This is a genomic window from Salmonella enterica subsp. arizonae, assembly GCF_008692845.1.
GTDB classification, from domain to species: domain Bacteria; phylum Pseudomonadota; class Gammaproteobacteria; order Enterobacterales; family Enterobacteriaceae; genus Salmonella; species Salmonella arizonae.
Genome location: NZ_VXJW01000006.1, coordinates 298,652 through 318,607, shown reverse-complemented (window position 1 = coordinate 318,607; position 19,956 = coordinate 298,652). Strand labels below are relative to the sequence as shown.

The 19,956-nt window shown below is 54.2% G+C and carries 18 protein-coding genes; 6 read left to right on the top strand and 12 right to left on the bottom strand.

Annotated features, from left to right (window positions below):
- Positions 1 to 81 precede the first annotated feature (81 nt).
- From tsgA to cysG, 5 genes are all read left to right on the top strand, one after another.
- Entirely contained in the window at positions 82 to 1,263 is a 1,182-nt protein-coding gene (tsgA, locus tag F4V61_RS13895; RefSeq protein WP_000185210.1) for an MFS transporter TsgA, read from the top strand.
- Between the two features lie 269 nt (positions 1,264 to 1,532).
- Positions 1,533 to 4,076 carry an NADPH-nitrite reductase large subunit gene (gene nirB / locus F4V61_RS13890; RefSeq protein WP_079781256.1) on the top strand — a complete coding sequence of 848 codons (2,544 nt, stop codon included), beginning with the start codon at positions 1,533 to 1,535 and terminating at the stop codon, positions 4,074 to 4,076.
- On the top strand, positions 4,073 to 4,399 hold the full coding sequence (gene nirD, locus F4V61_RS13885; protein WP_000084821.1) for a nitrite reductase small subunit NirD: 327 nt from the start codon (positions 4,073 to 4,075) through the stop codon (positions 4,397 to 4,399). The genes nirB and nirD overlap by 4 nt, the downstream gene beginning before the upstream one ends.
- Positions 4,400 to 4,593: 194 nt before the next feature.
- Positions 4,594 to 5,403 (top strand): nitrite transporter NirC, encoded by an 810-nt coding sequence (gene nirC, locus F4V61_RS13880; RefSeq protein ID WP_079798615.1) that lies wholly within the window; start codon positions 4,594 to 4,596, stop codon positions 5,401 to 5,403.
- An 11-nt stretch (positions 5,404 to 5,414) separates the two neighbouring features.
- Positions 5,415 to 6,788, top strand: a complete 1,374-nt coding sequence (gene cysG, locus F4V61_RS13875) for a siroheme synthase CysG (protein WP_079798616.1) — start codon at positions 5,415 to 5,417, stop codon at positions 6,786 to 6,788.
- A gap of 161 nt (positions 6,789 to 6,949) precedes the next feature.
- Here cysG and trpS read toward each other — a convergent pair whose 3' ends face one another.
- The 12 genes from trpS to F4V61_RS13815 all read right to left on the bottom strand — a co-directional run bounded on the left by trpS (position 6,950) and on the right by F4V61_RS13815 (position 17,229).
- Positions 6,950 to 7,954: a tryptophan--tRNA ligase gene (gene trpS / locus F4V61_RS13870; RefSeq protein WP_079827394.1), complete on the bottom strand. Its 1,005-nt coding sequence runs from the start codon at positions 7,952 to 7,954 to the stop codon at positions 6,950 to 6,952.
- Entirely contained in the window at positions 7,947 to 8,705 is a 759-nt protein-coding gene (gene gph / locus F4V61_RS13865) for a phosphoglycolate phosphatase (RefSeq protein WP_000359658.1), read from the bottom strand. Before gph ends, trpS begins: the two co-directional genes overlap by 8 nt.
- Positions 8,698 to 9,375 (bottom strand): ribulose-phosphate 3-epimerase, encoded by a 678-nt coding sequence (gene rpe, locus F4V61_RS13860; RefSeq protein ID WP_038397481.1) that lies wholly within the window; start codon positions 9,373 to 9,375, stop codon positions 8,698 to 8,700. The genes gph and rpe overlap by 8 nt, the downstream gene beginning before the upstream one ends.
- Before the next feature lie 17 nt (positions 9,376 to 9,392).
- On the bottom strand, positions 9,393 to 10,229 hold the full coding sequence (gene dam / locus F4V61_RS13855) for an adenine-specific DNA-methyltransferase (RefSeq protein WP_000742127.1): 837 nt from the start codon (positions 10,227 to 10,229) through the stop codon (positions 9,393 to 9,395).
- A gap of 180 nt (positions 10,230 to 10,409) precedes the next feature.
- Positions 10,410 to 11,681, bottom strand: coding sequence for a cell division protein DamX (gene damX / locus F4V61_RS13850; protein WP_000343130.1), 1,272 nt, complete (start codon positions 11,679 to 11,681; stop codon positions 10,410 to 10,412).
- A gap of 97 nt (positions 11,682 to 11,778) precedes the next feature.
- Positions 11,779 to 12,867 (bottom strand): 3-dehydroquinate synthase, encoded by a 1,089-nt coding sequence (aroB, locus tag F4V61_RS13845; RefSeq protein ID WP_000439829.1) that lies wholly within the window; start codon positions 12,865 to 12,867, stop codon positions 11,779 to 11,781.
- Positions 12,868 to 12,923: 56 nt separating this feature from the next.
- A complete protein-coding gene (aroK, locus tag F4V61_RS13840) occupies positions 12,924 to 13,445 on the bottom strand; it encodes a shikimate kinase AroK (RefSeq protein WP_000818621.1) in 522 nt (173 codons plus the stop codon).
- Between the two features lie 464 nt (positions 13,446 to 13,909).
- Positions 13,910 to 15,148, bottom strand: a complete 1,239-nt coding sequence (gene hofQ / locus F4V61_RS13835) for a DNA uptake porin HofQ (protein ID WP_024132104.1) — start codon at positions 15,146 to 15,148, stop codon at positions 13,910 to 13,912.
- Positions 15,063 to 15,464, bottom strand: coding sequence for a HofP DNA utilization family protein (locus tag F4V61_RS13830; RefSeq protein ID WP_000648137.1), 402 nt, complete (start codon positions 15,462 to 15,464; stop codon positions 15,063 to 15,065). Before F4V61_RS13830 ends, hofQ begins: the two co-directional genes overlap by 86 nt.
- Positions 15,454 to 15,927 carry a hypothetical protein gene (locus F4V61_RS13825; protein ID WP_000992471.1) on the bottom strand — a complete coding sequence of 158 codons (474 nt, stop codon included), beginning with the start codon at positions 15,925 to 15,927 and terminating at the stop codon, positions 15,454 to 15,456. Before F4V61_RS13825 ends, F4V61_RS13830 begins: the two co-directional genes overlap by 11 nt.
- Positions 15,911 to 16,450, bottom strand: a complete 540-nt coding sequence (locus tag F4V61_RS13820; RefSeq protein ID WP_000951378.1) for a PilN domain-containing protein — start codon at positions 16,448 to 16,450, stop codon at positions 15,911 to 15,913. The genes F4V61_RS13825 and F4V61_RS13820 overlap by 17 nt, the downstream gene beginning before the upstream one ends.
- A complete protein-coding gene (locus F4V61_RS13815) occupies positions 16,450 to 17,229 on the bottom strand; it encodes a hypothetical protein (RefSeq protein ID WP_038397477.1) in 780 nt (259 codons plus the stop codon). The genes F4V61_RS13820 and F4V61_RS13815 overlap by 1 nt, the downstream gene beginning before the upstream one ends.
- A gap of 120 nt (positions 17,230 to 17,349) precedes the next feature.
- Between F4V61_RS13815 and mrcA the strand changes: the two genes are divergently transcribed.
- Positions 17,350 to 19,902 carry a peptidoglycan glycosyltransferase/peptidoglycan DD-transpeptidase MrcA gene (mrcA, locus tag F4V61_RS13810; protein WP_038397476.1) on the top strand — a complete coding sequence of 851 codons (2,553 nt, stop codon included), beginning with the start codon at positions 17,350 to 17,352 and terminating at the stop codon, positions 19,900 to 19,902.
- The last annotated feature ends 54 nt before the right edge of the window (positions 19,903 to 19,956 follow it).

The window sequence follows — 19,956 nt, the reverse complement described above, 5'->3', positions numbered from 1 at the left end:
ATTTAAATACGTCACTAAAGCGCCTAAAATCTGCCCGCTTAACGCGCCCTCCACGCGCTTCATTTCTCTTCAAGGCCAGACATGACTAACAGCAACCGCATCAAGCTCACATGGATTAGCTTTCTTTCCTACGCCCTGACCGGGGCGCTGGTGATTGTCACCGGGATGGTGATGGGAAATATCGCAGACTATTTTCATCTGCCCGTTTCCAACATGAGTAACACATTTACTTTCCTGAACGCCGGGATTTTGATCTCTATCTTCCTCAATGCCTGGCTGATGGAAATCGTCCCGCTGAAAACACAGCTACGCTTTGGTTTCATCCTGATGATATTGGCGGTTGCCGGGTTGATGCTCAGCCATAGCCTGGCGTTGTTCTCAGCGGCAATGTTTGTGCTGGGGCTGGTTAGTGGGATCACCATGTCGATTGGTACCTTCCTGATTACGCAACTGTATGAAGGACGTCAGCGCGGTTCCCGACTGCTGTTTACCGACTCCTTCTTCAGCATGGCGGGGATGGTTTTTCCTATGGTCGCCGCCTTCCTGCTGGCGCGCAGTATTGAGTGGTACTGGGTTTACGCCTGCATCGGCCTGGTATATCTGGCGATTTTCATCCTGACCTTCGGCTGTGAATTTCCGGCGCTGGGTAAACATGCGCAGCACTCTCAGGCACCTGCCGCCAAAGAAAAATGGGGCATTGGTGTGCTGTTTCTCGCCGTCGCCGCGCTGTGCTATATCCTCGGTCAATTAGGCTTTATCTCTTGGGTGCCGGAATACGCCAAAGGCTTAGGCATGAGCCTCAATGACGCCGGGGCGCTAGTGAGCGATTTCTGGATGTCCTATATGTTTGGCATGTGGGCATTCAGCTTTATCCTGCGCTTTTTCGATCTGCAACGCATTCTGACCGTGCTGGCAGGTATGGCGACGGTGCTGATGTATCTGTTTATTACCGGTACGCAGGCGCATATGCCGTGGTTCATTCTGACGCTGGGCTTCTTCTCCAGCGCCATTTATACCTCCATCATTACGCTGGGATCGCAGCAAACGAAAGTGGCCTCGCCTAAGTTGGTCAACTTTATTCTGACCTGCGGCACCATCGGAACGATGCTGACATTCGTCGTCACCGGCCCAATTGTGGCGTATAGCGGCCCGCAGGCGGCGTTACTCACCGCGAATGGTCTGTATGCGGTGGTATTTGTAATGTGCTTTGCGCTCGGCTTTGTGTCACGTCATCGCCAACATAGCGCATCGGCTGCGCATTGATAATGAGTGCCGGATGGCGGCTTCGCCTTATCCGGCACGCTATTTTTTCCCTCCTCCTGACTGGGTAGGGCTGGTCATCTAAAATCCCCTCACCTTGTATCTTATTTGTACGAAACTGAAAAGCCTGACAATTCCGCCACTTATAAAAATCCTGACAAATCAGCCATATACCTATTAAGAGGTATATAAAGGTGAATTTGATTTACATCAATAAGCGGGGTTGCTGAATCGTTAAGGTAGGCGGTAATAGAAAAGAAATCGAGGCAAAAATGAGCAAAGTCAGACTCGCTATTATCGGTAATGGTATGGTCGGCCACCGCTTTATTGAGGATCTCCTTGATAAATCCGACGCTAGCCTGTTCGACATTACCGTGTTCTGTGAAGAACCCCGTAAAGCCTATGATCGTGTCCACCTGTCATCCTACTTCTCTCACCACACCGCGGAAGAGCTTTCTCTGGTGCGTGAAGGTTTTTACGAGAAGCACGGCGTGAAGGTGCTGGTTGGCGAACGCGCGATTACCATTAATCGCCAGGAGAAAGTCATTCACTCCAGCGCGGGTCGTACCGTTTATTATGACAAGCTGATCATGGCGACCGGTTCGTATCCGTGGATTCCGCCGATTAAAGGCTCCGAAACCCAGGACTGCTTCGTTTATCGTACCATTGAAGACCTCAACGCTATTGAATCCTGCGCACGTCGTAGCAAACGCGGCGCGGTGGTCGGCGGCGGCCTGTTAGGCCTGGAAGCCGCAGGCGCGCTGAAAAATCTCGGCGTGGAAACTCACGTCATTGAATTCGCGCCGATGCTGATGGCGGAGCAGTTGGATCAGATGGGCGGCGAGCAGTTACGTCGCAAGATCGAAAGCATGGGCGTGCGCGTACATACCAGCAAAAACACCAAAGAGATCGTTCAGGAAGGCACCGAAGCGCGTAAAACCATGCGTTTTGCCGATGGTAGCGAGTTGGAAGTCGATTTCATCGTCTTCTCTACCGGTATTCGCCCCCGCGACAAGCTGGCTACCCAGTGCGGTCTGGCCGTCGCGCAGCGCGGCGGTATCGTGATTAACGACACCTGCCAGACTTCCGACCCGGATATCTACGCTATCGGCGAGTGCGCCAGTTGGAACAACCGCGTTTACGGTCTGGTCGCGCCGGGCTATAAAATGGCGCAGGTCGCCGTTGACCATATCCTCAGCAGAGAAAACGCCTTTGAAGGGGCGGATCTCAGCGCCAAACTGAAACTACTGGGCGTGGACGTTGGCGGTATCGGCGACGCGCATGGCCGCACGCCGGGTGCGCGCAGCTATGTTTATCTCGATGAAAGTAAAGAAGTTTATAAACGTTTAATCGTAAGTCAGGATAACAAAACTCTGCTCGGCGCTGTGCTGGTCGGCGACACCCGCGATTACGGCAATCTGCTGCAACTGGTGCTGAACGCTATCGAACTGCCGGAAAACCCGGATTCGCTGATTCTGCCGTCTCACGCGGGCAGCGGCAAACCCTCTATCGGCGTGGATAAACTGCCGGACAGCGCGCAGATCTGCTCCTGCTTCGATGTGACTAAAGGCGATCTGATCGCCGCTATCAATAAAGGCTGCCATACCGTGGCGGCGCTGAAAGCGGAAACCAAAGCCGGAACCGGCTGCGGCGGCTGCATCCCGCTGGTGACGCAGGTACTGAACGCCGAACTGGCGAAACAGGGTATTGAAGTCAACAACAACCTGTGCGAGCACTTTGCTTATTCTCGTCAGGAACTGTTCCACTTAATCCGCGTGGAAGGCATCAAAACCTTTGAAGAACTGCTGGCGAAACACGGTAAAGGCTACGGCTGCGAAGTGTGTAAGCCGACCGTCGGTTCGCTGCTGGCGTCGTGCTGGAACGAATACATCCTCAAGCCGCAGCACACTCCGTTACAGGATACCAACGATAACTTCCTGGCAAATATTCAAAAAGACGGTACCTACTCGGTGATCCCGCGCTCGGCGGGCGGTGAAATCACGCCTGAAGGTCTGGTGGCCGTGGGTCGTATCGCCCGCGAGTTTAACCTCTATACCAAAATTACCGGCTCTCAGCGTATCGGTCTGTTTGGCGCGCAAAAAGACGATCTGCCGGAAATTTGGCGTCAGTTGATTGAAGCCGGTTTCGAAACCGGTCATGCGTATGCCAAAGCGCTGCGGATGGCGAAAACCTGCGTCGGCAGCACCTGGTGCCGCTACGGCGTGGGCGACAGCGTCGGTTTCGGCGTGGAGCTGGAAAACCGCTACAAAGGCATCCGCACCCCGCACAAAATGAAGTTCGGCGTCTCCGGCTGTACCCGTGAATGTGCGGAAGCCCAGGGTAAAGATGTCGGTATCATCGCTACCGAAAAAGGCTGGAACCTGTACGTCTGCGGTAACGGCGGTATGAAACCACGTCACGCGGATCTGCTCGCAGCCGATCTTGATCGCGAAACGCTGATCAAGTATCTCGACCGTTTCATGATGTTCTACATTCGTACTGCCGATAAATTGACCCGTACCGCGCCGTGGCTGGATAATCTGGAAGGCGGCATCGACTACCTGAAATCAGTCATTATCGACGATAAGCTGGGCCTTAACGAACATCTGGAAGAAGAGATGGCGCGCCTGCGCGCAGCGGTGATCTGCGAATGGACGGAGACCGTCAACACGCCAGCGGCGCAGGTTCGTTTCAAACACTTCATCAACAGCGACAAGCGCGACCCAAATGTCCAGGTCGTCCCAGAGCGTGAGCAGCATCGTCCGGCCACGCCGTATGAACGTATCCCGGTGACTTTGGTGGAGGAAAACGCATGAGCCAGTGGCAAAACATCTGCAACATCGATGACATCCTGCCGGAAACCGGCGTCTGCGCGCTATTAGGCGACGAACAGGTAGCGATTTTCCGGCCTTACCATAGCGATCAGGTGTTTGCGATCAGCAACATCGACCCGTTCTTTGAGGCCAGCGTGCTGTCTCGTGGGCTGATTGCGGAACACCAGGGCGAACTGTGGGTCGCCAGCCCGCTGAAAAAACAGCGCTTTCGTTTAAGCGACGGACTGTGCATGGAAGATGAGCAGTTCTCCGTGAAGCATTACGAAGCGCGAGTAAAAGACGGCGTGGTTCAGTTGCGCGGTTAATTAATTTTGGGAGGCGCAACGCCTCCCCTTTTTTGTATTTTTTTCATTTTAATTGTTATCACAAAATCATTTGTACTGCATCGCGGCGGCAACTGAGCAAATCCCCAGGAGCATAGTTCACTATGTGACTGGGGTGAGCGAGGGCAGCCAACAAAGAGGCAGTGCAAAGGATGAAGTGAGAAAAGGATAATCAAATGTTTACAGACACTATCAACAAGTGTGCAGCTAACGCTGCGCGCATCGCACGCCTGTCGGCGAATAATCCGCTCGGCTTCTGGGTCAGTTCCGCAATGGCCGGGGCTTATGTCGGCCTCGGTATTATTCTCATCTTCACCCTCGGTAATTTACTCGATCCTTCTGTACGTCCGTTGGTGATGGGCGCCACCTTCGGTATCGCCTTAACGCTAGTGATTATTGCCGGTTCCGAACTGTTTACCGGCCACACCATGTTCCTGACGCTGGGCGTCAAAGCAGGCACTATCAGCCACGGTCAAATGTGGGCTATCCTACCGCAAACCTGGCTCGGCAACCTGGTCGGTTCCGTCTTTGTCGCGCTGCTTTACAGCTGGGGCGGCGGCAGTTTGTTACCTGTCGATACCAGTATCGTCCACTCAGTGGCGCTGGCGAAAACCACCGCGCCTGCGACGGTACTGTTCTTCAAAGGCGCACTGTGTAACTGGCTGGTTTGTCTGGCAATCTGGATGGCGATCCGCACGGAAGGCACGGCGAAATTTCTTGCTATCTGGTGGTGTCTGCTGGCGTTTATCGCTTCCGGCTACGAGCACTCCATCGCCAATATGACGCTGTTCGCCCTCTCCTGGTTTGGTTATCACAGCGATGCCTATACCCTGTCCGGAATCGGACACAATCTGTTATGGGTCACTCTCGGCAATACTTTGTCCGGCGTCGTGTTCATGGGATTGGGTTATTGGTATGCTACGCCAAAATCGGAGCGCCCTGTTCCGCAAAAAATCAACCACATTAAGGTTACAGCCAACCATTAAGGGGTAATGTCGTGGACCATTTGCCTATATTTTGTCAATTACGCGACCGCGACTGTCTGATCGTCGGCGGCGGCGATGTCGCAGAACGCAAAGCGCGGTTACTGCTGGAAGCAGGTGCGCGTTTAACGGTTAACGCGCTAACCTTTATTCCACAGTTCACCGTATGGGCAGATGAAGGTATGTTAACGCTGGTTGAGGGGCCGTTTGACGAAGCGTTACTCGACCCGTGCTGGTTGGCTATCGCTGCCACCGATGACGATGCGGTGAACCAGCACGTTAGCGAGGCGGCGGAGTCACGACGTATTTTCTGTAACGTGGTGGATGCGCCGAAAGCCGCCAGCTTTATCATGCCCTCGATTATCGACCGCTCGCCGCTGATGATGGCGGTCTCCTCCGGTGGGACCTCACCGGTTCTGGCCCGTCTGCTACGTGAAAAACTCGAATCGATATTACCGCAACATCTGGGCCAGGTGGCGCAATATGCCGGGCAACTCCGCGCCCGGGTGAAAAAACAGTTCACCACCATGGGCGAACGCCGTCGCTTCTGGGAAAAATTTTTCGTCAACGACCGGCTGGCGCAGTCGCTGGCGAATGCCGATGAAAAAGCGGTTAACGCGACGACCGAGCAACTGTTTAGCGAACCGCTGGATCACCGTGGCGAAGTGGTGCTGGTCGGCGCCGGGCCGGGTGATGCCGGGCTGCTCACGCTGAAAGGGTTACAACAAATTCAACAGGCGGATATCGTGGTTTACGATCGCCTTGTCTCCGACGACATTATGAACCTGGTACGCCGCGACGCCGATCGGGTATTTGTGGGTAAACGCGCGGGCTACCACTGCGTCCCGCAGGAGGAAATCAACCAGATCCTGCTGCGTGAAGCGCAAAAAGGTAAACGCGTAGTACGCCTGAAAGGCGGCGATCCGTTTATCTTTGGCCGTGGCGGCGAAGAGCTGGAGACGCTATGCCATGCAGGTATCCCGTTCTCGGTGGTTCCCGGTATTACCGCCGCTTCCGGCTGTTCGGCTTATTCCGGCATTCCCCTCACCCACCGCGACTATGCACAAAGCGTGCGGCTGGTCACAGGTCACCTGAAAACCGGCGGTGAGCTGGACTGGGAAAACCTGGCGGCAGAAAAACAGACGCTGGTGTTCTATATGGGGCTCAATCAGGCGGCAACTATCCAGGAAAAACTGATTGCTTTCGGTATGCAGGCCGATATGCCAGTCGCGCTGGTTGAAAATGGCACCTCCATCAAACAGCGGGTAGTCAATGGCGAACTGGCGCAGTTAGGCGAACTGGCGAAACAAGTTGCCAGCCCGGCGCTTATTATCGTTGGCCGCGTGGTCGGGCTACGCGATAAATTAAACTGGTTCTCAAGTCATTAATTTCCTTGATGCCCCGTTATTCAGGGCATCCATTTATTCTCGCCATTAAATAATGAATTATTCCTACGTTACATTTTATGCGTACATACAAAAAACCGGGAATTTCCCGGTTTTTTCTAAAGGTCAGATAAGCGCAACGCCATCGGGCAGGGCAATAACCGTTACGGTTTCGCCACAAAGCCAATAGCTTCGTAAACCGCTTTCAGTGTTTCGGCCGCGCGCTCGCTGGCTTTTTCCGCCCCGTCTTTCATCACCTTCTGCAAGAACGCTTCGTCGTTGCGGAAACGGTGATAACGTTCCTGCAGCTCAGACAGCATTCCGGAAACGGCTTCCGCCACTTCGCCTTTCAAATGACCATACATTTTACCTTCAAACTGTTTTTCCAGTTCAGGAACGCTCTGACCGGTTACGGCGGAAAGAATATCCAGCAGGTTAGAGACACCCGCTTTTTCTTTCACATCATAACGCACTACCGGCGGCTCGTCGGAGTCAGTGACCGCACGTTTGATTTTCTTCACTACCGATTTCGGATCTTCCAGCAGGCCGATCACGTTATTGCGGTTGTCGTCTGATTTGGACATTTTCTTCGTCGGTTCCAGAAGCGACATCACGCGCGCGCCGGATTTCGGAATAAACGGTTCCGGTACTTTGAAAATATCGCCATACAGCGCGTTAAAACGCTGGGCGATATCGCGGCTCAATTCCAGATGTTGCTTCTGATCTTCACCTACTGGCACCAGATTGGTTTGATACAGCAGGATATCCGCGGCCATCAGCACTGGGTAATCAAACAGACCGGCGTTAATGTTTTCCGCATAACGCGCAGATTTATCTTTAAACTGCGTCATGCGACTCAGCTCGCCGAAATAGGTATAGCAGTTCAGAGCCCAACCAAGCTGCGCATGTTCCGGCACATGGGACTGAACGAAAATAGTGCTCTTTTCAGGATCAATACCACATGCCAGATACAGCGCCAACGTATCCAGCGTCGCTTTACGTAACTGCTGCGCGTCCTGACGCACGGTAATGGCATGTTGGTCTACGATGCAGTAGATGCAATGATAATCATCCTGCATGTTTACCCACTGACGCAATGCACCCATATAGTTGCCAATGGTCAATTCACCTGAGGGCTGTGCGCCACTAAAAACGATGGGCTTAGTCATTTTTTATTTCCTGGTTATCGCTATGCGGAAGCCCAAGTGCGGGCAGAATATCGTTAAAACTGTCATAAATGACGTCCGGCTCGCTAAGGGAGATCGCTTCGCCATAATTGTAGCCGTATGTCAGGCCAACCGAAGGGCAGCCAGCCGCTTTTGCAGCCTGAATATCATTACGGGAATCGCCGACAAAAAGCATCTGCTCTGGCGCAATACCCATTCGGCTAGCTACCAGCAGCAACGGATCCGGATGTGGCTTTTTGTTTTGTACGTCGTCACCACCGATGACCACGCTAAAGTATTTGGCAATGTCCAACGCTTCAAGCAGCGGTGCTACAAATGGCGTCGGTTTATTGGTCACCAGACCTAACGGCAATCCGTTAGCGTGCAGCGCGCCCAGCGTGTCGGCTACGTGCGGAAACAGGAACGTCCCCTCCTCCGCCACAACACCATAGTACCGGTCAAACAACTTACGCAAAATACGTACCTGCTCTTCCGCAGGGATATCATCATCAACAGGTGGTTTGCCCATTGTTTTACGCAACGCGGCACGTTCCTGACGCGCCCAGGCAAGCGCGCGCTCCATCAATACATCGGCGCCGTTACCAATCCAGGTAATTACGCGTTCTTCACCAGCAACCGGCAGTTCCAGCGCATACAGCGCCATGTCGACCGCTGCGGCTAAACCCGGCGCGCTATCCACCAGCGTACCGTCAAGATCCAAGGCGACGCCCCGAATATTCTGCAACTTATCCATGACTTACCTTTGCCAGTTCACTGCGCATTTCATCAATCACTTGTTTATAGTCGGGCTTATCAAATATTGCCGACCCCGCGACAAACATGTCCGCGCCTGCTGCGGCGATCTCGCCGATATTATTCACCTTCACGCCGCCATCCACTTCCAGACGAATATCGTAACCGGACTCATCAATACGGCGACGGACTTCGCGCAGCTTATCCAGCGTCTGAGGAATAAAAGACTGACCGCCGAAGCCTGGATTAACGGACATCAGCAGGATCACATCAAGTTTGTCCATGACGTAATCGAGATAGCTGAGCGGCGTTGCCGGGTTGAATACCAGACCCGCTTTACAGCCGTGCTCTTTGATCAGTTGTAGCGTGCGATCAACATGCTCGGAGGCTTCCGGGTGAAAGGTAATGATGCTCGCGCCAGCGGCGGCAAAGTCGGGCACAATACGGTCGACAGGCTTGACCATCAGATGAACATCAATAGGCGCGGTAATACCGTATTGACGCAGGGATTTCAGCACCATCGGGCCAATAGTCAGGTTCGGCACATAGTGGTTATCCATGACGTCAAAGTGTACGACATCAGCGCCGGCAGCCAGCGCTTTTGCGGTGTCTTCGCCCAGGCGAGCAAAATCAGCCGACAGAATTGAGGGGGCAATCAAATACTGTTTCATCCGCTTCTCCTTGAGAATTATCTTTTTGCGGGCGAAACGACTCCTGGTTGGTACAGAGCCAGCAGTTCGTCCACCTTTTTACGTGTGCCACCGTTGCTGCTTATACTGCGTCGAACTTTGACGACATGCAATTTTGCGAGTTGATACCACTCGCGCGTGAGTACCGTATCATGGTTGGAAATGAGCACCGGAATCCGGTTACTGACCAGATTCTCAGCGATTTCCGCCAGATGCGCTTGTTGCGTCAGGCTAAAACTATTGGTGTGATACGCTGTGAAGTTAGCCGTGGCGGACAACGGCGCGTAAGGCGGATCGCAATAGACCACCGACGACTTGTCCGCGCGCGCCATGCTGTCTGCATATGACTCACAGTAAAAGAACGCATTCTGCGCTTTTTCTGCAAAGTGGTACAACTCCGCTTCCGGGAAGTAAGGTTTTTTATAACGACCGAACGGTACATTAAATTCCCCGCGTAAGTTATAGCGGCAGAGCCCGTTATAACCGTAGCGATTCAGATATAAAAACAGCACCGCTCGGCGAAAGGGGTCCTGGCAGGTATTGAACTCCTCGCGGAGCTGGTAATAGACCTCAGCCTGGTTGGTTTCAGGCATAAACAGTTCGCGCGAAGCCTGTACATACTCGTCGGTACGTGACTTCACGATGTTATAGAGGCTAATAAGGTCGCTGTTGATATCGGCGAGGATATAACGAGAAAAGTCGGTGTTAAGAAACACCGATCCAGCACCCACGAAGGGTTCGACCAGGCAATCGCCTTTTGGCAAATGTCGTTTTATATCATCAAGCAGAGGGTATTTTCCCCCTGCCCACTTCAAAAAAGCGCGATTTTTTTTCATGCTGACTAACTAATTACACCTTCTCCGGCTGTGGAGAAAGCTCCGACAGCATCCTGCGCTTTAGGCTGTGCCGCGTTGCTTTACGGCGCATTTGGCGGTAACAAATGCGCCCCTCGCGCCTGTCCTGAACAAAAATAGCTGTCAGCGACACTCACAGGCAATTGCAGGACACAGCCTGGATTATTTCAGATCGGCCTGAACCTGATGCAACGGTTTTGCCCACGGGTTTTTCGCCTGTACATCAGCCGGCAGAGTGGACACAGCACGTTTAGCATCTTCTTTCGAAGCATACACCCCGGTTACCAGCACATACCACGGTTGTCCATTACGCGTCGTCTCGTATACCACATAATTTTTCAGGTTCTCTTTCTTCGCCCAACCATTCAGGTTGTCGTAATTTGAAGAACTGCTGAGCTGCAACGTGTAGTGGCTGGATGGCGCGCTCTTTAACGCGCCAACATTGCCAGCGCTTTTCCCGCCACCTGCGACAGGCGTTGTCGAGGCTTGCGCTGGCTTCGCGGTTTGTACCGGCGCGGCGCTTGCCGTCACTTTCGGCGCAGCCGTAGGCGCAGTTGTCGCTTTCGGCGTCGCGGCTGGTTCCGTGCTTTTCACTGGCGTGGCCGGTTTCTTCGGTTCCGCAGTCGTGGTTTTCGCTGTTGTTTGCGGTTTCTTAGGTTCAATGACAGCCTGTTTACGTTCCGGACGCGTGGTATGACGTTCGGCTGGTTCGCGAACCGCCGCCTGACGCAACGCGCTACCATTGCGAACCGGCGCGACGGTTGCAGGCTCTGTCGGCAACGTAGAGTTGAGCGCGACGTTGTTCATCTGCTCAGGATTCTGCGTCAATGCATTATTCAGATCTCCCTGCACTTCCACGCGTTGCTGGCCATCAGTGACCACAGGCGACTGTCCCTGCGTCGGCGTCGAAGAAATTGGCGGCAAAGAAATATCCTGGGATGTATTACCCGCCGTTTGTTCTGCAGAGGTCGTACCCGGCGCTGGCTGGGTCGCATTAGCCTGATCGGCGGCGTTACCGGAAAGATCGATACTCTTTTCGCCAGACGTCGCCGGCTCGCTTGAAGACGTTGAGGGGGCTTTCAGCGCGGAACCGATACCAATAATCAACAGCAGCAGCACCAGTATGCCGACGCCCATCATCATGTACTGGCGAGAAGCTGGCTTATGGGCTGCTTTTTTACGCTTACGTGGACGGCGATCAACACGTTCCTCGACCACCGTATCGTCTTCATCGGATTCGTACTCTTCTTCGACTTCAGGTTCTTCACTACGCGCTTTACGCGCACGCGTTGGCCGACGATCGTCAGCGTCCAGATCAACATCATCAAAGTTGATCTGCGGCTCATTATCGCGTTCTGAAGATTGACGAGAACGACCAGTGCGACGATCGCTGGGATCGGGTTTCAGCTCGTCTTCTGGTTTGAATTCATCCATTTAACACCCCACTCAAAGGTTAATGCTTACGACATTGCACATAACCTGAAGCTAAAAAACTGACATCTACGCGATATCAGTCTGACCTTTCTTGTTGTTACGCCTGCTGACAATCAGCAATCGCGCTAAGAACGACTTCGTGCGACACTCCGCCGCGTACTTCACTTTTCCCTATGGCCAGCGGAAGCACTAAACGCAGCTCTCCCGCCAACACTTTTTTATCTCGCAGCATGTGCGGCAAATAGGCCTGAGCGGACATCTCGCGAGGGCCGTTGACAGGCAACCCAGCCCGTCTGAGCAGAGCGATAATGCGCTGCGTATCAGCAGAACTGAACTGTCCCAGACGTTCGGAGGTGCACGCAGCCATCACCATACCTGCGGCTACGGCTTCGCCATGTAACCAATTGCCATATCCCATTTCCGCTTCAATGGCATGGCCAAAAGTATGTCCAAGATTCAGTAAAGCACGTAAGCCAGCTTCACGCTCGTCGGCGGCAACAACTTCCGCTTTCAGCTCACAACAACGACGAATACAGTACGCCATCGCCGGGCCGTCCAGACGCAATAACGCATCCAGATTACCCTCAAGCCAGGTGAAGAAGTCCGCGTCGAGTATGATGCCGTATTTGATCACCTCTGCCAGCCCTGATGCCAGTTCGCGTGCGGGAAGGGTTTTCAGGCAATCAAGATCGACGACCACAGAAGCGGGTTGGTAAAACGCGCCAATCATGTTTTTGCCAAGGGGATGGTTGACAGCGGTCTTCCCGCCAACGGAGGAGTCAACCTGCGACAGTAGGGTAGTCGGCACCTGGATAAAACGAACGCCTCGCTGGTAGCTGGCCGCCGCAAAACCGGTGAGATCGCCAATCACGCCGCCGCCAAGCGCGACCAGCGTGGTATCACGACCATGCGGTTTTTTCAGTAACGCCGTAAACACCGTATCCAGCACTGTCAGGCTTTTATACCGCTCGCCGTCAGGGAGAATCACGCTGTCTACGTTAACGCCCGCCCGTTGGAGTACGCCGCGAACCTTATCCAGATAAAGCGGCGCCAAGGTTTCATTGGTCACTAACATGACCTGATCGCCCGATTTCAGCGGCAAGAATGAAGCTGGTTCGTTAAACAAACCAGCCGCGATGGTGATCGGGTAACTACGTTCCCCGAGAGTGACTGTAATCCTCTCCATGACGCGACATCCACCTTAGTTACTTGTACCCGCTTACCCAGCGTATTCTGCTTGAATTAGTTGCTTTCCAGCATATGAATAATCTGGTTTGCCACAACCTTAGCGCTTTGATCGTCGGTGCGAATGGTGACGTCGGCAATCTCTTCGTACAGCGGATTGCGTTCGTTAGCCAGCGCTTCCAGAACTTCGCGAGGCGGCGCTTCAACTTGCAACAGCGGGCGTTTTTTATCACGCTGCGTGCGCGCCAGTTGTTTTTCGATGGTCGTTTCAAGGTAAACCACAACGCCACGCGCGGAGAGACGGTTACGCGTTTCACGCGATTTTACAGAGCCACCGCCGGTTGCCAGCACAATACCCTGTTTTTCCGTCAATTCGTTGATAACTTTTTCTTCACGATTACGGAAGCCGTCTTCACCTTCAACATCGAAGACCCAGCCCACATCAGCTCCGGTTCGTTTCTCAATCTCTTGATCAGAATCGTAAAATTCCATATTGAGTTGTTGAGCTAACTGGCGCCCAATAGTGCTTTTCCCGGCACCCATAGGCCCAACCAGAAAGATATTGCGTTTCTCTGCCATTTTTTCGGTACTACTAAGACTATTCGTTAATGGTAAACCCGCTTCACAGACACCCAGCGCAGCAGGACATGAACTGAAACCTCATAAAATATTGCGAGAGTCAGACTGAAAATTATCTCAATACTCAAGCGGGTTTGGCAACTGAATAAATCACCAAGCCTGATTGTTGCAAAACCTGAGTTAGCGTTGCCGGATGGCGGCCAGAACAACACATCCGGCCGACAAATCGTTTTAATTTCAAACAATTATGTGAAATCCGCAGAACCAATAAGTCTGCATCAGCGGACATTCAGCCGTTTATCATCGGTCTTATGCACACCTTCGGCAAGGCAAAACGCATTTATCAATGCGTAAGCAACGAAAAGCACGACTCTCAAATCGGTACTCCTTGTATGCTAAATACATCCACACGTCAAATCCCTGAGACGAGTTCAGTGCAAAAACAGCGCATTTTTATGCATAAATTATTCTGTCGCAACCAGTCTGGGGGTGATAAACACCACTAATTCGCGTCGCTCGTCTTCTTTGCCGTCATGGCGGAAGAGCTGGCCAAGCCAGGGGATATCCCCAAGCAACGGCACGCTATCTCTGCCGGATTTATTTTTTCGCGAAAAAATACCGCCCAGCGCCAGAGTCTCGCCGCTTTTTACCTCTACCTGTGTTTCAATTTCCTGTTTATCTATCGCCAGCACTTCGCCGTCTGCCTGTTGTAGCACCTGACCGGGAACATTCTGGCTGATATGTAGTTTCAGGCGGATGCGCCCTTTTTGCAAAACGGTGGGCGTCACCTCCATTCCCAGCACCGCTTCTTTAAATTCAACGGATGTCGCGCCACTTTCGCCGCTGGAGACCTGATAGGGAATTTCGCTGCCTTGTTTAATACTGGCTGGCTGCAAATGCGAAGCCAGCAGCCGGGGACTGGCAATAATATCCAACTGCTGCTTTTGCTCCAGCGCTGACAGCTCTAGATCCAGCAAGCGTCCGTTAATGCGCCCAATGTTAAACCCTACGCGTGAGGTGGCGGCGGCGACGGATAAATCGCTGGAAAGCATCGTCACGTCCCCCACCGCTCCCGCTTGCTGCGCGTCAGCCAGCGTCCACTTTACGCCCAGTTCCCGCAGACTTTTTTCATTAATGGTGACGATATGCGCCGCCAGCTCCACCTGCGCCACCGGCAGATCCATTTGCGATACCCATTTTTCCAGCTCCGCCAGGGCCGTGCGGTTATCACGCAGCAGTAGGCGATTGGTGCGCTTATCCACCGTGATGGTTCCCTTCGCACTCAGGAGTTTTTCACCCGCTTTCGCCAGTTCGGCGGCATCAGCGTATTGCAGGCTGATGCTACGGTTTTCCAGCGGTAAATTAGCCTGCAACTTTAACCGCTCGGCATCCTGGCGCGCGTGGTGTTCTTTTTGCCAGGCCTGCGAGTGTACATGGAGAATATTCCCCTCCTGACGCAGCACCAACCCCGCACTGCTCGCCACCGTCTGTAGCGCCTGTCTCCACGGCACATCCATCAGATGCAGCGATAACGTGCCGCTGACGTCCGGCGACGCTACCAGGTTTTGTCGTTCTTGCTCAGCTAAGGCCTGCAAAACTTGCACCACTGGGACGTCGTCAACCACCAGCGTCACGTTCGCCGCTTTTCCCGCCTGCGCGGCGGGCATCAAGACCATCAGTATTATGGCTATCCATCGCTTCATTGTCCGCTCCCTGACGTAGCCACCGCCACTGCGACGGCGTACAATTTTTACCGGTCGTTAACGTTAAGGCTTGCGCCGTCAGGCGGACAATCATCCAGCCGTTTTCCAGCATCTGCCCCTCTTCCACGCGCCGCCATTTTTGCTGACTGTCTTTAAGAATGCCTATCCATCGCGTGCCCTTACGCACCGCGCCCTGATACCGCCACTGCGAGAGTTCCGCGATCCGACAGCGGTCTTCCGGCGGGTGGAAGGGATCGCGCATTCCCGTCAACGTCAGCAGACAAAAACAGAGCAATACGCTACGGCTAGCCTTCATTCGCCAGGCGCTCCAGTTGCAGCGTCATCAATAATTCCGCCCCCTCCCTACGTAATGAAAACCGACTTACGCTCATCTCACTTTCAGCCAACCGGACAAACAGCGAAGGCACACCCTCCCAGGACGTTTTCAACGCCATTTCGCCCCCCTGCGCCGACGGCAGCCAGTGCAGCAAACGCTGGTGAGGCGTCTGGAAATCTAACGGCGAAAAAGGACGCGTATTTTCGGTTGTACGCCCGAAAAGCGGTTCAGCCGCTACGCTCAGTCGGCGCAGATTGCGCCACTGCTGCCGGGCGGCCTCGCGCTGCTGGCTTAACCGCGTGTGTTGCATATCCAGCGTTTTCCAGCCGGGATAGCCCACCGATAACGCAACCGTCAGCGTCAGGCACAGTACGCCCGCGCACCAACACCCCCCCCGACAACGGCGTGACATCCCGCACCAGATATCAAAGAGCGCGTTCACGTGCGACACTCCTCGTTAACTGATACTGAAACTGCCAGCGCCCTTGCGCATCCTGCCGCGTGGCGCCCGTGCGATTAAGCGGAAAATTGGCGTAATGACGAAGCGATGTCTCAAGCGTTAGCAGGTCGCCAAAGGTTCTCGCCAGCCCTTCCAGTTCTAGCGTCTCTTGCTGATAATTCAGGCTTGTCAACCATGCCTGATCTGGCAACAGGTTGGCAAGATCGGTCAGAATAGATTGCCAACCTTGCGTCAGTTCACGCTGCGCCTGATGTTGTAATCGCGCCTGTTGCTGTCGCTGACGCTGCTGTAACCGCGGCATATTTGCCGCAAGCGCCGTCGTGCGCCCGTTTTCCGCCGCCAGCAACAGTTCGTTAATCCTCCCCTCCTGCAAAAAAACCGACCGGGCGATCGTCGCGAAGCTTGCTATCAGCAGCAGGGATGCGCCCCATATCACGCACCACAGCCGCAAACGCGCCACATAATGTTGACGCCGCCAGGGAAGCAAATTGACGGAATGCGCCATCAGCGTATCTCCCCCATGGCTAAACCCAGCGCAATCGCAAAGCGATAACCGTCAGGCGGGACCGGCGGTTGACGGACGATAACGGCGCGCCAGGGGTCAAATTCGCCTTCGGCGCATAATGCGATATGTTCCGGCATGACGGATAACGTTGCGGCAAGGTCATGCAACGTCGCCGCCTCTCGCGCTAATTTACGCCCCCACGCATAGCGCGTCGCCCATAGCCACTGGCCCTCATCGCGCCAAACCAGGCATTGCCGCCCCGGTGGTATAAATGGCAGTAATCGCTGTAACGCGCAGGCGTCGGGCGTCACGGCGGCTATCCGCACCTTGAGCGTTTGCGCCAGCGTTAAAAGCGCTGAAATCTCTTTGCCTTGCGCGGCGGTAACGTTGAACGCGGGGCTCAGCGCATCGTCCTGAAAATCGAAACGCAACAAGTCCGCATCCATATCCAGCTCACGCGCCATCGTTTGTGAAAGCCATGCGACTTGCTCACGTTCCCGCAGGCGCATCGGCGGATGCGGAAAAGCGCGTTGTAATGTCCGATGAGCGGGAAAAGAGAGGTGAATACGGTGACGTAGCGGCAGTTCGCGGCTCCAGGGCCGTAGTACGTGAGCCAGCGATTGCGGATCAGGAATCGTCCCTTCTGCCGTGGAGGCGTTCATCAACGGCAGTCGCCACCAACGTTGCAGGGACCAGCCCGATGCGCCGCGAACAACGGCGATAGCCAGCGCTTCATGCGGCTGAATATGCAATCCTATTTGCCAGGTTTTAAAAGCCATAACGGTCGATCTCCTTATCACCCGTCACGTTAACGGGTATATCAATGCGTCTGGCTTGCCTTTATACTACCGCGCGTTTGTTTATAAACTGCCCAAATGACACTAAATGGGAAATCTCCAGTGAAGTTCGTAAAGTATTTATTGATCCTTGCAGTATGTTGCATCCTGCTGGGAGCAGGCTCGATTTATGGCCTCTATCGCTATATTGAGCCGCAGCTACCTGACGTCGCGACATTGAAAGATGTGCGTTTGCAAATTCCGATGCAGGTTTATAGCGCGGATGGGGAACTTATCGCGCAATATGGCGAAAAGCGCCGTATTCCCGTTACGCTCGATCAAATTCCGCCGGAAATGATCAATGCCTTTATCGCGACCGAAGATAGCCGCTTTTATGAGCATCACGGCGTTGATCCGGTAGGTATTTTCCGCGCGGCCAGCGTCGCGCTCTTCTCCGGTCACGCATCGCAGGGGGCAAGTACCATTACCCAGCAGTTGGCGCGAAACTTCTTCCTCAGTCCGGAACGCACGCTGATGCGCAAGATTAAGGAAGCGTTTCTGGCGATTCGTATTGAGCAGTTGCTGAATAAAAATGAGATCCTCGAACTCTATCTGAACAAGATCTACCTCGGCTACCGCGCCTATGGCGTCGGCGCGGCGGCGCAGGTCTACTTTGGCAAGACGGTCGACCAGCTAACACTTAGCGAAATGGCGGTCATCGCCGGGTTGCCTAAAGCGCCTTCTACCTTTAACCCGCTCTACTCTATGGATCGGGCGACGGCGCGTCGTAACGTGGTGCTCTCGCGTATGTTAAGCGAGGGATATATCACTCAGGCGCAGTACGATCAGGCCCGTAGCGAGCCTATCGAGGCAAATTATCACGCGCCGGAAATCGCCTTCTCTGCGCCTTATTTGTCGGAAATGGTGCGTCAGGAGATGTATAACCGTTATGGCGAAAGCGCTTATGAAGACGGTTATCGTATTTACACAACCATCACCCGCAAAGTGCAGCAAGCCGCGCAACAGGCTGTGCGTAATAACGTGCTGAACTATGACATGCGCCACGGCTATCGTGGCCCGACGAATGTGCTATGGAAAGTGGGTGAAACGGCGTGGGACAGTAAAAAAATTACCGATACGCTGAAAGCGTTGCCGACCTACGGACCGCTGCTTCCTGCCGTGATCACCAGCGCCAACCCGCAAGAAGCGACCGCTGCGCTTGCCGACGGTACGTCCGTTTCGCTACGTATGGAAGGGATGCGTTGGGCGCGGCCTTACCGCTCGGATACGCAGCAGGGGCCAACGCCGCGTAAAGTCACCGATGTCGTCCAGACAGGCCAACAAATCTGGGTTCGCCAGGTGGATAACGACTGGTGGCTGGCGCAGGTGCCGGAGGTGAACTCCGCGCTGGTTTCTCTGAACCCGCAAACCGGCGCGGTGCTGGCGCTGGTCGGCGGTTTCGATTTTAATCAGAGTAAATTTAACCGCGCGACGCAAGCTCTGCGTCAGGTGGGGTCGAACATCAAACCGTTCCTCTACACCGCCGCAATGGATAAAGGACTGACGCTCGCCAGTATACTCAACGATGTGCCGATTTCCCGCTGGGACGCCGGGGCCGGTTCAGACTGGCGTCCGAAAAACTCCCCGCCGCAGTACGCCGGGCCGATTCGTTTACGCCAGGGGCTGGGGCAGTCGAAAAACGTGGTGATGGTACGCGCAATGCGCGCGATGGGCGTCGACTATGCGGCGGAGTATCTGCAACGCTTCGGTTTCCCGGCGCAGAATATTGTGCATACCGAATCGTTGGCGCTGGGTTCCGCCTCCTTCACCCCGATGCAAGTTGCGCGTGGTTATGCGGTGATGGCGAACGGCGGTTTCCTGATCGACCCGTATTTTATCAGTAAGATTGAGAACGATCAGGGCGGCGTGATCTTCGAAGCGAAACCGAAAATCGCCTGTCCGGAGTGCGATATCCCGGTCATTTACGGCAATACGCAGAAATCCAACGTGCTGGAAAACACCAACGTGGAAGAGGTCGCGGTTTCGCAAGAACAGCAAAACAGCGCTGTACCGATGCCTAAGCTGGAACAGGCAAACCAGGCGCTGGTCGCGCAAAACGGCGCGCAGGAATACGCGCCGCATGTGATCAATACGCCGCTGGCGTTCCTGATCAAAAGCGCGCTGAACACCAATATCTTCGGCGAACCCGGCTGGATGGGGACTGGCTGGCGCGCGGCGCGCGACCTTAAACGTCGCGATATCGGCGGCAAAACCGGTACGACCAACAACTCGAAAGACGCATGGTTCTCCGGCTATGGTCCTGGCGTCGTCACTTCCGTATGGATCGGCTTTGACGATCATCGGCGTGATTTAGGCCGAACTACCGCCTCCGGCGCGATCAAAGATCAGATTTCCGGCTATGAGGGCGGCGCGAAGAGTGCGCAACCCGCATGGGACGCCTATATGAAAGCCGTGCTGGAAGGCGTGCCGGAACAACCGCTAACGCCGCCGCCGGGGGTAGTCACGGTAAATATCGACCGCAGTACCGGACAACTGGCGAACGGCGGTAACAGTCGTGAAGAGTATTTCATTGAAGGCACACAACCGACACAGCAGGCGGTGCATGAGGTGGGAACCACCATTATTGATAATGGTGAAACACACGAACTGTTCTGATCAAAAAAGGCGCTCCGGCGCCTTTTTTATTTTGTTTGCCGGATGGGGGCGTAC